12 protein-coding genes and 1 tRNA gene are annotated in these 11,513 nt (G+C 48.5%); 4 read left to right on the forward strand and 9 right to left on the reverse strand.

Features of this window, described 5'->3' with window-relative positions:
- Positions 1-26: 26 nt before the first annotated feature.
- Positions 27-111, forward strand: a tRNA-Leu gene (locus QPK29_RS25320).
- Between the two features lie 172 nt (positions 112-283).
- Positions 284-1,504, forward strand: coding sequence for a tyrosine-type recombinase/integrase (locus tag QPK29_RS25325; RefSeq protein ID WP_371768863.1), 1,221 nt, complete (start codon positions 284-286; stop codon positions 1,502-1,504).
- 259 nt (positions 1,505-1,763) lie between these two features.
- On the opposite strand, the gene QPK29_RS25330 is transcribed toward QPK29_RS25325, so the two are convergent.
- From QPK29_RS25330 to QPK29_RS25350, 5 genes are all read right to left on the reverse strand, one after another.
- The gene (locus QPK29_RS25330) at positions 1,764-2,891 is read right to left on the reverse strand and encodes a beta family protein (RefSeq protein WP_400189854.1); all 1,128 of its coding nucleotides are present in this window, start codon (positions 2,889-2,891) and stop codon (positions 1,764-1,766) included.
- Positions 2,892-2,906: 15 nt separating this feature from the next.
- Complete coding sequence (locus tag QPK29_RS25335) at positions 2,907-4,076, reverse strand: helix-turn-helix domain-containing protein (RefSeq protein ID WP_371768861.1); 1,170 nt, start codon at positions 4,074-4,076, stop codon at positions 2,907-2,909.
- 68 nt (positions 4,077-4,144) lie between these two features.
- On the reverse strand, positions 4,145-4,429 hold the full coding sequence (locus QPK29_RS25340) for a type II toxin-antitoxin system HigB family toxin (RefSeq protein ID WP_371768860.1): 285 nt from the start codon (positions 4,427-4,429) through the stop codon (positions 4,145-4,147).
- 1,198 nt (positions 4,430-5,627) lie between these two features.
- The gene (locus QPK29_RS25345; protein ID WP_371768859.1) at positions 5,628-6,452 is read right to left on the reverse strand and encodes a DUF7946 domain-containing protein; all 825 of its coding nucleotides are present in this window, start codon (positions 6,450-6,452) and stop codon (positions 5,628-5,630) included.
- Positions 6,453-7,319: a hypothetical protein gene (locus tag QPK29_RS25350; RefSeq protein WP_371768858.1), complete on the reverse strand. Its 867-nt coding sequence runs from the start codon at positions 7,317-7,319 to the stop codon at positions 6,453-6,455.
- Positions 7,320-7,566: 247 nt separating this feature from the next.
- On the opposite strand from QPK29_RS25350, the gene QPK29_RS25355 reads away from it, so the two are divergent.
- Positions 7,567-8,142, forward strand: coding sequence for a recombinase family protein (locus tag QPK29_RS25355; protein ID WP_371768857.1), 576 nt, complete (start codon positions 7,567-7,569; stop codon positions 8,140-8,142).
- A gap of 23 nt (positions 8,143-8,165) precedes the next feature.
- Here QPK29_RS25355 and QPK29_RS25360 read toward each other — a convergent pair whose 3' ends face one another.
- A complete protein-coding gene (locus QPK29_RS25360; RefSeq protein WP_371768856.1) occupies positions 8,166-8,411 on the reverse strand; it encodes a helix-turn-helix domain-containing protein in 246 nt (81 codons plus the stop codon).
- A gap of 101 nt (positions 8,412-8,512) precedes the next feature.
- Between QPK29_RS25360 and QPK29_RS25365 the strand changes: the two genes are divergently transcribed.
- On the forward strand, positions 8,513-8,872 hold the full coding sequence (locus QPK29_RS25365) for a hypothetical protein (protein WP_400189855.1): 360 nt from the start codon (positions 8,513-8,515) through the stop codon (positions 8,870-8,872).
- A gap of 291 nt (positions 8,873-9,163) precedes the next feature.
- Here the strand turns inward: QPK29_RS25365 and QPK29_RS25370 are convergent, their stop codons facing one another.
- The 3 genes from QPK29_RS25370 to QPK29_RS25380 form a co-directional block, all read right to left on the reverse strand.
- Entirely contained in the window at positions 9,164-10,237 is a 1,074-nt protein-coding gene (locus QPK29_RS25370) for a YagK/YfjJ domain-containing protein (RefSeq protein ID WP_371768854.1), read from the reverse strand.
- 223 nt (positions 10,238-10,460) lie between these two features.
- Positions 10,461-10,694: a helix-turn-helix transcriptional regulator gene (locus QPK29_RS25375; RefSeq protein ID WP_371768853.1), complete on the reverse strand. Its 234-nt coding sequence runs from the start codon at positions 10,692-10,694 to the stop codon at positions 10,461-10,463.
- A gap of 99 nt (positions 10,695-10,793) precedes the next feature.
- Complete coding sequence (locus tag QPK29_RS25380; protein ID WP_371768852.1) at positions 10,794-11,402, reverse strand: hypothetical protein; 609 nt, start codon at positions 11,400-11,402, stop codon at positions 10,794-10,796.
- Between the last annotated feature and the right edge of the window lie 111 nt (positions 11,403-11,513).

Genomic DNA, 11,513 nt, shown 5'->3' on the forward strand with positions numbered 1-11,513 from the left:
TGCTAATATGCGCGCCTGCGCTTGCAGCCTCTGTGGCGGAATTGGTAGACGCACTTGACTCAAAATCAAGCGCCGAAAGGCGTGCCGGTTCGATTCCGGCCGGAGGCACCAATAGACTGTTCAAAGCAGTCCGACCAAATCCAAAAAACCCGCTCCCTCATAGGGACGCGGGTTTTTTCTTGTCCAACGCTATCCAAGGCGATAGCATCGGGTACCAACATTTTCATGGTGTTTTTGTTGGTACTTTTTCGTTCTGCCGTACAGGTACCAACAAGGAGAGGAAATGGCCTTAACGGATACTTTCGTGCGCCAAGTCAAGCATAGCGGTGCGCCTGCGGGCGACAAGCACACAGATGGCCAAGGTCTGTTTTTGCTAGTTAAGGCAGCAGGCAAGTACTGGCGCATGAATTATCGCTTCGCAGAGAAGCAAAAGACCTTAGCGCTGGGCGTGTACCCGGCCGTATCGCTTGCCAAGGCACGCAAGCGCCGAGACGAGGCACGTGAACTTCTCGCCGACGGCATCGACCCTAGCCAGGCCAAACAGGATGCGAAGAGGTCCATGAACGCTGCGGCTGCGCACACCTTTGAGAAGGTCGGACACGAATGGCTGGCGAAGACCGCTGCCAATCGGGCGGCAAGCACCCAAGAAAAAATCACAAACTGGCTAAATCACGATGTCTTCCCCTTCATCGGAAAGATGCCTATTTCCACGATCAAGCCACGTGATGTCTTGGCAACCGTTCAAAAAATGGAGGATCGTGGCGCAGTCGATTCAGCCCATCGAGTAAAACAGATTTGCGGGCAAGTGTTTCGATATGCCGTCGCATGTGGGCTTGCAGAGCGGGACGTAACCGCTGACCTCAAAGGTGCGCTCGCAGCGCCTGAGAAAGGCCATTTCGCGGCGATCACAGACCCTAAGCAAGTGGGCGTGCTCTTACGTTCGATTCATGGATATCAAGGGCATCCATACGCCAGGGCAGCCTTGAAACTGTCGCCGCTGGTTTTTGTACGTCCTGGTGAGTTGCGAGCGGCCGAATGGAACGAGATCGACTTTGGGGCAGCAGAGTGGCGGATACCAGGGCACAAGATGAAAATGGACTCTGACCACATCGTTCCGTTATCGACACAAGCACTTGAGATCCTGCGTGAAGTGCAGCCTATGTCCGGTCATGGCAAATTTGTCTTCCCAAGTATCAGAACCGCCGAACGGTGCATGAGCGAAAACACTATCAACGCAGCGCTGCGGAGCTTGGGGTACAGCAAGGAAATCATGACTGCCCATGGCTTCCGTGCCATGGCGCGGACGATTTTAGACGAGGTGCTGGCAGAGCGCGTTGATTTGATTGAGCACCAGTTGGCTCACGCTGTGAAGGATACAAATGGACGCGCTTATAACCGCACATCACATCTTCCCGAACGCAAACGGATGATGCAGCGATGGGCTGATTACTTAGATGCTCTCAACCATGGTGCACAAGTTTTAGCGTTTGGAAAGAAAGCGTGAACTTGTTCTAGTGTCGAGCTAGAGGAGTTTAAATCCTGTTTAAGAACGGCAGCTAGACAGTGATACAAAAAAGGAGCCATCCCGCAGATTTAACCTAATACGTTCAAAGTACATCATTAAGAGCATAGCTCCGCAGCCTTTTAGGCTGCGGAGCTATGCTCTCGCTTTTATCTAAGGACAGAGCGCGGTCCGGTTCATTGCAGCCTTACTTCTTGAGCGGTTTTTATACGATCAGCAGTCAACGCGGCTTAGACGCTCTCTAATGCTCGATAAGAGCAACTTGAACATCTTGCTCAGATGAAGCAAGTTGCAATTTCTGAATTAAGCGTGCCATTTGCCGAGCAGAATAGCAAACGTGGTGGTTCATATCAGCGGCAACCCAAGTACCAAGTGCCCCAGGCCCAATCATGCGCTTTGCGCAGTCGTCGATACATTTATCACCATCGCTTTTATCACGCCCGACGTATCGGCGATCCGCGATCACGCGACTTGCAAGTTCGTGATATTGCTCATAATCCTTATCAGGGAAGTGTAAGGCATGTCCCCGATAATATACAATTTTATCCCCTACGGTATATCGGATCTTAGCATTCACATATTTGCTAGGAGATTGATTACTAAAATCCGGATGAATTACCCCATAGTCGCCAAATATAGGTTTGAAGTTGTCAGGCATATCACGCCAAAGAAAAGACCACAAATGGAGTTCTTGACGCACAACCTCACCCATCCCATCCTTTTCGATTTCAGCTACCGACTTGAGAGCTGATGATCCTGCCACGACGACAGAACGGAACTGAGCAACATCAGGATTATGAAACAGAAACGAAATCACGTTTTCCGCTAAGGATTTGACCGACTCAGCATCAATGTGCCGATAGTCCAACATGAGATCGATCTGATCATGAGGAATATTCATTTGTGCTGAGCGCTCGATAATCTGCGACCACACATCATCGAACTGATACTCATCCAAATCGTCGCGCGAAAGTCGGAAGCAGAACCCTTTGCCAAACTCGCGCGCAATTGCTCCCAACCCATCCCAGAGCTCATCATTACGCTCAAAGCCAAATACTGGCGTTACAGGGCGCCCTAGTCCTTTAAGCAAACGGAAGCCGTGAATAATCGCATTGGTTCCATCTGCGACAATATCGTCAGGCATCAATCCATAAAAATCTACAAACAATTCTCCTAGGGGCAAGTGCTTACGAATTCCTGAGCAGAGTTTATACACGTGCTCGTCAATTGACGGCTTCTGAGGGTCTACCGGCATCGCCTCTACAAACGGCTTAATAGCAGTACGAACGCTTTTATTAACTCTTCCGACTGCCATCAAGTCATACTTTGATCCTTTAACTACAGGAACGTAAACCACTGAGCTTTCCAAATCGGCCTCCCTCGTTTATGCGAAAGAACACTCACTGAAATACTGCCGTACTGTGCCCTGCTCCATGAATTCTCGGAAAAGTTCGTAATGCCCACTCTCAAACTGAATCCGTCCCGCCACAATCGATGGGTGAATGTGAAGCTTGTCTGCTAACTCCTGAATATTTTGTCGAGTAGGCGCTAGCCTTGCAGATGAACGCTCCCAGACGGCTCTACGAATAAAGGCATCACGCGCCACACGATTAGCCTCATTCTCTTTTTGCTCCACCTTCTCTACACTTGCAATGCGTTCGATCCTATCAATGAAAGATTCATCTGACGAATTCAAATGTTTCCAAACATGAGCCACCTCGTGAAGTAACGTAAACCAAAAATAGTCTGTACGATCAATACGAAGCGTCATGCCAATTACGGGCTTGCCTTGCTCTGATAGCATTGCCGCACCATCGATTAAAGCGTTAGGGAGCCGTGGCTCTACTACTACTATAATGCCCAGTTTTGCAAGAAACTCGATCGCAAGTCGAGGGCCATTTTCAAACCAACTCAGTCGAGCAAGGTCTCGCAATGTCTCCGCTGAGATCTTTGCAGGATCGAACTTTGGTACTTCGGCCTCCAAATCCTTCGCCCGCATCAGAACGCGAGCCGACCAAGCCAAGGTGGAATAATACGCCTTTTCATCCAAATTATCCCCACGGAACCGACGCCGAAACATCACGGGAGCTTGTCTCTCGGGAACGATGTTCCCCAAGAACGAACGCAACATCTCTTCAGCTGTTTCGCCGTAGATCCGTGCCGCACTAAACCATCCTCGACGCTCCATTTCCCGATAAGGAAAGCGCTTCCAATCGATGTCGTCAACATTTCGTTCTGCATCGCTTGCGGCCGCCTCTACGTCTCTACCTACTAGCGCGTCCGCTGGAATGCCAAGGCCCCCAGACAGGGCCCGAATCATTTGCACGGTCAGCGGGCGTTTTCCAGACAATACCTCAGATACCCTGCTTCGGCTACCAAGCATCGGCACAAGATCCTTCTGTCGAAGCCCCTGCTCACTCATACGAAACTCTATGATCTCAATTGGATCAAGAGGCTCGAACTGAAATGCTCTCTTCTCATAGTCCTCAATTAGCAACGACAGTAGAGCGAGTCGCTCCCCATCTTCAGAACCAGCCTCTGGGTCAAGAGCCACGAGTCGCTCCGCCTCACGCATAGCGACCTCATGCTCTGCCTCACTCCTTAATATCCGATATTCCATGATCAACGCATCCGTTTGGTGTACTGCTCATGCGTTCCCGCCCACTTAACGACGACTACTCCAGCGTTGTATGCAACTTGAGTTTCAAGGCGGTACTCATTCCCACGCACATTAAAAATAACGATATTTTCCGCAAGGAAACTAGCTGTCGAGTATCGCCCCTTGATGTCTTGACTTGTTTTCCAGCTACTCGCCCGTACGTCACTTATCCAGTTTGATATCCATTTTCGGCAGTCAGCGTGACGAATGCAAAACGTATCAAGTACACCCAATCCAATTAACTTCATAAAAAACTAGCTCCATGTGTACCTCCTCAGGCAACTGGCTAGCTCCCAAAATGGGAACAACACCATTGTTCCCGATTTGGTTACATCAGTCAAGAGGATTTCTGCGCGTATCTTCACCTACCAGCCTGTGTAGACCAAGCTACGGGGCAGGCCGACTTTACAGATGAAGGGGGCGGGAGTGGAGCTGAAAAATTTCAGAGCTATATCCTTGACTTAAGCTCAAGAACAGCTTGCATTGATTCACGGCATCGACCAATAGTTGCCGCAAGGAAATTAATTTACAAAATGAAGGCATGGCTCTGCTGTCGATAAGCTGCAGAGCCATGCCTTTGTCATCTAAACACGGACGATATTGCTGCGCAGTTCGTTCCTACCAAACTTTTAGAAGGACTCATCATGCGACCACACGCATCCCCCCTAGAGTATCTCATGGCGTTTTCCATTGTATTTGCGGCCGGTATTTTGTCAGCGACCAGCTTTGCAGTGTACATGGAACGAGTACGACGTAACGCGGTACTCGATCACTACAAGAGGACAAATTCAGACATGAATTTATTATCCCCGCAATCTGCCAAAAGGAGCATTGAAGGATGACGTGCCAATGCCCGAGATGTGGGGACGATCGCATTACTACCAAGGGGTATGCACGAAGAGCCGTTTGCGCTATTGGTACGATTGCTGGCGCTGTTGGGGGAGCGATAAGCACCACGAGCGGGGCTGAGCTTGGTGCCCTAACTGGGATGTTTGTTGGGCCACTTGGCTCCGTTATAGGAGGCGTAGCAGGCGCAATCGTCGGCGCTCTTGTAGGAGGTGCAGCAGGCGGCTCTGTTGGCGCTTCGCTTGGCGAAATTGTCGACGACAACGTTCTCGACAATTTCGTCTGCCTGAGTTGCGAATTCAGCTTCAGTAGGGCGGCAAGCGAGGAGCAAGAGCCATCCATGTTGGAATCGTAGCGCCGATAGCTGCCCCGTTGTGCGCCGTTATCCTTTTGCGCAATGGATTTCTTGCCGTTGCGCTCCTTCTATTAGCAACACCTTCCCCTGACGTACCTGCTCATCAATTCGTGCGCGGAGCTACTCGCTAAACTCAGCGAGCCGGAGCAGCTCTTCAACGCTAAGCCATCGCAACATCGAGGCAAACAATCTTGGAGGCGAAAAAGCGTGCATCAGCAATAACTACGCCCTCGAAGACATTTTCATTATGAATCGTCCATTGGAAGAATGTCATAAACCTTATACCGCTTAGTAACACCCTGAGCACTTATTATTTTGCCAACCTTGAAATGCATCTTTCCATCATCCCCATCATTTTTGGCCTGCATAGAAGTTATTGCTAATCCACTTAGCCTCGTATCGCTTTCAGCCAAAACGAACGATAAGACCCTCTTCTCAACATCTGAATAAATGCGCCCATGATTACTCAGGACGTTAAATCTTGTAACATTTCCTGTTATATACTTGGTTTCAGTTAACTCTTCTCGTGTCGTTACGTAATCCAAAGAATCATGGGTGAATTTAATGATGTCGTCCCCTCGTGGACGACTAAGATACATCGTCATCGAACGATCAGCTTCCAGCGACTTATGCAAAGATTTCATTGGAGCTTCTAGCATGTCGGCTATTTCATCAATGAAGACATCGTTAGCTTCCGATATCCTTCGCACTCGCGGTGTTTGAGGTTCGTATTCGGCACCAATTGCCGCAGACCAAGTCCAAGTGAGGAAGTCCCAAAACACATTCGTCAATACGCTATGCCCGACGTCTGCAACAACTTTATCCTCGAAGACGATGTCAACTTGTTCCTCAAAACATCCTTTTCGCGAAGAGTGCAAATATGCTTTTGCGCCATGTGCACCTTGAGCCTTGCGCCGAATATCCCCGTCATTCGCAAAAGCATGGGCAACTATATTGGTCGCACGGGCTAAGCCGTTCACGAAACCAGCAGCATCGTGTAGATCAATACGCCCCTCGTCAGCCACGCCACCTTCAATGCGCACCAACAAACTAACCTGTTTCTCTGACATCTATTTCTTCTTCCTTTCCGTTTCTCCACGAACTGCATAACGTTCAACGCGATCTATTAAACTAGGTACAATCCGCTCGCTAGCTCCCGCCACCAATGCAAAGGTTAACAGAGTCGCAAACGGGCTACCTTTGAATGCAACGCCTCCCGCGATTATTCCGGCCTTGATAGCGAGGGCGACAAGACCTGAACCGCACATTCCAACCGCGATTCGTGCCAGTCCTTCGGTTATGTGTAAAAGAATGCCAGCATTGGCATCAAGGGTGATTCGATCGCCACGAGCAATTACGGAAATTAATGCCCCAATTGGTCCAATTAAAGCAGCAAAAATTACATCAAATGCCTTATGTCCGATTACCAAACGCGTTTCGTAACGAAAACACCAGAGCAGCAACAGAGTTAGAGAAGATATAGCAGTTAATAAATAGGCAGCATTGAAATACCATCGCCAAGATATTTTCAAGCTGAGTTCTCTTATTTCTTTTTCGGCAATATCAAGCGCTTCATTTGCCTGCTTCTCCGAAGCATAATCCAGGTATCGCGCCAACCCCTCTGCTATCAGCCTCTGGAAATGCTTTCTATCCTTGTCTTTCGCAAATCTTGCCAAAGACTGAAGAAAAGCAACTCGGTTTAATATATTTCCCACAGTAGACTTCAATTCTTCCGGGGCATTCCACATCCAGAAAATTTCGTGTTCAGGATCAAGAAAGATATAAAACCTAGCCGAATCGAGGATGATAAATGCCACGGTCTTTTTGAAGACCGGGTCCACCTGCCCCACTTCCAATGGGGGAAACGGCACATGCGGTTCCTGGGGGGATGCATCAGGCTGTGCGTCAGCGGCGGCCGTTGGGATATCACTGCTCATATGGATTAATTTTGTTTATTTGAAGCAATAATAACATTAATTTTAATGGAAATTCTCACCAAAAGTATCTTTTAATTGTCCACACGCATCCGTACCAAGCGGCCCTAAACGGAGGACTACAACCCCATTAGGGCAGGGTCATCTGATCGACCCACGCGAGCTGCGTAAAACCTACCAACATGTGGCCTGACTCTAGGCCTCATTGATAAATATCACATCTTCCAAACTTCATTGATAGGAGATCAACATGATCTATGGGTACGCACGTACTTCCACAGTCGAACAGGTCGCTGGCTTGGCCGATCAAATCGCAAAGCTGAAGGGGGCGGGCTGTTCCGACCAGACCATCTATAAGGAACAAATCAGCAGCGTACGGATGGAAGATCGTGTCGAGTTTGCAAAGGCGCTTCTCGTACTCAGGCGCGGCGACGTGCTGGTGTTCACATCCTTGTCACGTGCAGCTCGATCGATGGTACACATGGTTGAGATCGAGGAGCGTGTGTCTCGTGCAGGTGCAACGATCCGAATTCTTGACTTAGCAATCGACACGGCCACGTCAGCGGGACGCTTGACGTTCAATCTATTCGCTTCAATCGCACAGTTCGAACGGGAGAACATGCTCGAACGTCAGAAGGTCGGCATCGCAGCCGCCAAGCTGCGAGGAGCCTATAAGGGGCGTGTTCCTACGGCCCAGGCAAAAAGCGCTCGTGTGCATTCGCTTCACGACAAAGGGCTAACCAAGCAAGAGATCGCGGACGCTTGCGCGATTGGTGTTGCGTCTGTGTACCGAATCCTCAACGCCCGCAAAACCGCCGATGCGTAGAAGGGAGTTCGTCATTGCATGCATCACAAGCCAATGTCGCTGAACAGGTCTGAGGGGTTGCATTGAACAGCCCTTGCAATGCGAAGGATATTCAAAAACGTCACGTTCCGTTCTCCGCGCTCCAGTTTTCCCATATGGGAGCGGTCAATCCCAGCGTAGTCAGCTAGAGCTTCCTGTGACATTCCCAGCGCCGTACGGCGAGCACGTACAGCGGCGCCAAATTTCGCCAGATCGTTGTCCTTGTCAGTTTTTCCAGAGATCCTTGCCATGTAGCAATGGTCTCGCTATGATGCTTAAATGGCCACGGCATTTATGGCCCAAACGAGTTGTTCGTCTTCACAACGTTCCACCAATTTAGTAAGGAAATATGATGATAAAGTGTTATGAATTAGCCGGTAAGAATATCGTTCGAAAAGGTGTAATGCTGAAAATCTGCGTTGGTGTGTTTGTAGTTCTTGGTATTGTTGGCTGTTCTGGAAAGCCTCCAGTAAGTATGACTCTTAAATCAAGTGACTATGGTGTTCCATATGTGACTATTACTGCCCTGGACGAGGTAACGGTAAAAGATATTCGTTTTAACAGAGGAGCGAACTGTAAAATTAATTCTGACCGGAGTCTGCCAGCCAAAATTTCTTTTGGAAATAGGTTCGATGTTGTTATTGCTTGCCCGGATAAAGTGATAGAGGCTGAGATTGCTACAGATAAAGGCGACTATACCTTCACTTTTTAAAGTTAATAATTTGGGCTTTTGGAAAAAATGACTACGCTAAGATTTTCAGAGACCGAAGCCTAAATGGTGGTATCTGGTTTGGGGAAGTTTGGACTACAGCATCCATCCTTCCCCATCAGGTTCATATCCTGTTTGCTCCAAACCCTCGTGCACATCCTCGTGAACCTACGGAGCGGCTTTGCGTAGATAGTTCGCTCTATAGAAGAAGGCATCATGCATGTGCCGCAACTTTGTCGCGGTAACACGTCAGACTTGGTGAGTAACGGCCAATGAACAATCGGTCGCACCTGATTAGCTTGCAACGCTCCTAGGACGGCCAGTACCCGAAACCTTAGGGGGACGGCCTTTAGCAAACACTCGACCCCTAGCAACGCTTTTGGCGGACAAATACTGATCCGGCTTAAAGAAATACTTTACGATATTCAACAGTGAAGCTCTCCCTTCGGTATTGTAGTGGTCAATCATGCCGATGCCGAGAACCATGCCCTTCGAAAGAAAATCCTTTTTGTTTGCATTTACATTAAAATAAACACCTCTCCCTTTTGTTACCTTCTTCCAGTAGTTTCCGATTTGCATACCAATAAAAACATCTTTGCGAGCCTTCGATCCATCAAAGAAGAATAGGCAATGGTAATGCAAGCCTCTAACGTTACCCTCTTCAAGTTTCCAGATATAGCCGACCAGGTTCTTGAAAATACTGTTGGTACGCTTGTTATTCATGAAGCGATTCATGTACGAAGTTGCTTCCGCCACTGAAACAACCTCGCCATCTTTGTTAGAAAAGAAGAAATCTACGCGAACACTCAGCAACCTGGCATAGCACTCGAAGAGCCGCTGAACGTAATCAATAGAACTGACTTCGTTGCGACTTGAGTTGAATTCAATAGAACTTACTTTCTTTTTGAACTCCTTAGAATTAGCTTTCCTTCTGATATTTGAAATCAAGTCATTAAAGACGTCTGCCTCAGTTTTCTCACAAAAACCTGATTTCACGTAAGGCTCATGGAAAAATGAGTAGTCTTTACCAACCAATTCGAACAAGGTTGAATAAAACAACTCGATGTAAGGATTGTAGGCAAAGCCTTCTTGATAAGCCTCCATGAAATAATTTATGTGATCGTAATACTTTGACAATGATAGCTTCTTGCGAAGCCCTGCAAATATATTAAGCGGCACAGTGACGAAAGCGAGCTCCTCAGTAGCCATAATCTGTTTGACAAAAGCGACGACCTCAAAAAGATCGGTATTGTCGTAACCTTGGCTTGTAGTGAGTATGGTCTCATCACCGATATTTTCAATTAACACACGGCGACCATCCATGGCCTCACGGAATTCGTTGAGCTCATCGTTGCTTGAGGCATTCATAAAAATTTCTTTATCGTTGATGAAGTGATGTTTTTTAGGAAGGTGCGTATCCCCCTTCTATTTATTATTAATTTAATAGAATAAATAACCAGATGTGCTTGGAGCAGAAACCCGCGCAAATCACGACGCCTGCTTTACGCAAACGCCGTGAATTCAGTAGAAATTTTTCTAGATAAAAAACGGAGTTATGCGGAAATGACTTTTAATACATAACTCAACCAGCTTAGGAAGCTGGCGTGCCGTTGCGGCTATCTTGGATGCGTGATTGGAGCCAGTGCTCGATCTCGGCTTCCACCCAGCCGACTGCATTAGCGCCCAGGTGGATCGGGCGCGGGAAGGACGGGTCGAAACGGACCGAGTTGGGGGACAGCTTATCGTAGATAGTGGACCGCGAGAGCGACAGGCGCTCCGCTACCTGCTTGCAGCGGAGAATCTTGAGAGGAAATTGGGTGGTCATAGTAGTCTTAGGCACGCCGGAACATACCGGCATACCGATAGACTAGACTGCTGGACTACAGGAATCACGTAGAGTAAATTTTAGTCCACGTGAAGTAAATTATAATTTGTTTGGCGTTTTTGCCTTACCCAGTAAGCGTGTGATTAGGTCAAGTCCCAGAGGTGGCGTCCCCGCACTCCAGAAGAGGGGAGCTTTTTCGTCGATTACTCTTGCCCATTCGGCGCTGGATTCTCGGCAACGATCTTCAAAGTTAAGAAAACAGTAAATTGCAGCCATCAACACTTGAACACGAGGGACCGCATGTCGTTCGTGGTGGCCGTTGTGCTCTGCCTCTGAGGGCGCAACTCCGTTTGACGCAGCGTCTGTGACGGACTCTTTCGGGTTACGTCGCGTAAGCCACAATAACTGCTCGGTCGAAATGAATAGGTGATCGATAGTCGTCTTAGGTACGGCCTTCTGGCAAGGCTCACTTTCCCGAATCCACTCGCTCCAAAAGAGATCCTCGCGCCGGGCTTGTAGCATTTCAGGATCTTCATCCGGGAATTCATCAGGTAGGGGTGGCCTGCATGCCATTGCAAGCGTGTCTTGTTCTTGCTCAGTTAACTCGACCTTTGCTTCAAGACGAGTTCTGAGGTCAAGTTTACTTTGGGCAAGTTCTTCGTGAAGAGCCCTTCGCGCCTCTGCTTGCTCTTCTAAAGCCTCTTTCATTGACTTAATTTTGGATCTGCGTGCGATGAACTCCCTAGGGAAGCGCTGATCAATTCATCCGCACCACGTGCCACGGGCCTTGCCCATCTGCGATAATTTCAACCCATCCAA

Origin of the sequence: Massilia orientalis (assembly GCF_030411975.2) — a bacterium.
GTDB lineage: Bacteria > Pseudomonadota > Gammaproteobacteria > Burkholderiales > Burkholderiaceae_D > Telluria > Telluria orientalis.

Excerpts from the sequence above, each read along its gene's own strand:
- QPK29_RS25325 (WP_371768863.1), top strand. The coding sequence starts at position 284 with ATGGCCTTAACGGATACTTTCGTGCGCCAAGTCAAGCATAGCGGTGCG.
- QPK29_RS25340 (WP_371768860.1), bottom strand. The coding sequence starts at position 4,429 with ATGAAGTTAATTGGATTGGGTGTACTTGATACGTTTTGCATTCGTCAC.
- QPK29_RS25345 (WP_371768859.1), bottom strand. The coding sequence starts at position 6,452 with ATGTCAGAGAAACAGGTTAGTTTGTTGGTGCGCATTGAAGGTGGCGTG.
- QPK29_RS25350 (WP_371768858.1), bottom strand. The coding sequence starts at position 7,319 with ATGAGCAGTGATATCCCAACGGCCGCCGCTGACGCACAGCCTGATGCA.
- QPK29_RS25355 (WP_371768857.1), top strand. The coding sequence starts at position 7,567 with ATGATCTATGGGTACGCACGTACTTCCACAGTCGAACAGGTCGCTGGC.
- QPK29_RS25360 (WP_371768856.1), bottom strand. The coding sequence starts at position 8,411 with ATGGCAAGGATCTCTGGAAAAACTGACAAGGACAACGATCTGGCGAAA.
- QPK29_RS25365 (WP_400189855.1), top strand. The coding sequence starts at position 8,513 with ATGATAAAGTGTTATGAATTAGCCGGTAAGAATATCGTTCGAAAAGGT.
- QPK29_RS25370 (WP_371768854.1), bottom strand. The coding sequence starts at position 10,237 with ATGAATGCCTCAAGCAACGATGAGCTCAACGAATTCCGTGAGGCCATG.
- QPK29_RS25375 (WP_371768853.1), bottom strand. The coding sequence starts at position 10,694 with ATGACCACCCAATTTCCTCTCAAGATTCTCCGCTGCAAGCAGGTAGCG.
- QPK29_RS25380 (WP_371768852.1), bottom strand. The coding sequence starts at position 11,402 with ATGAAAGAGGCTTTAGAAGAGCAAGCAGAGGCGCGAAGGGCTCTTCAC.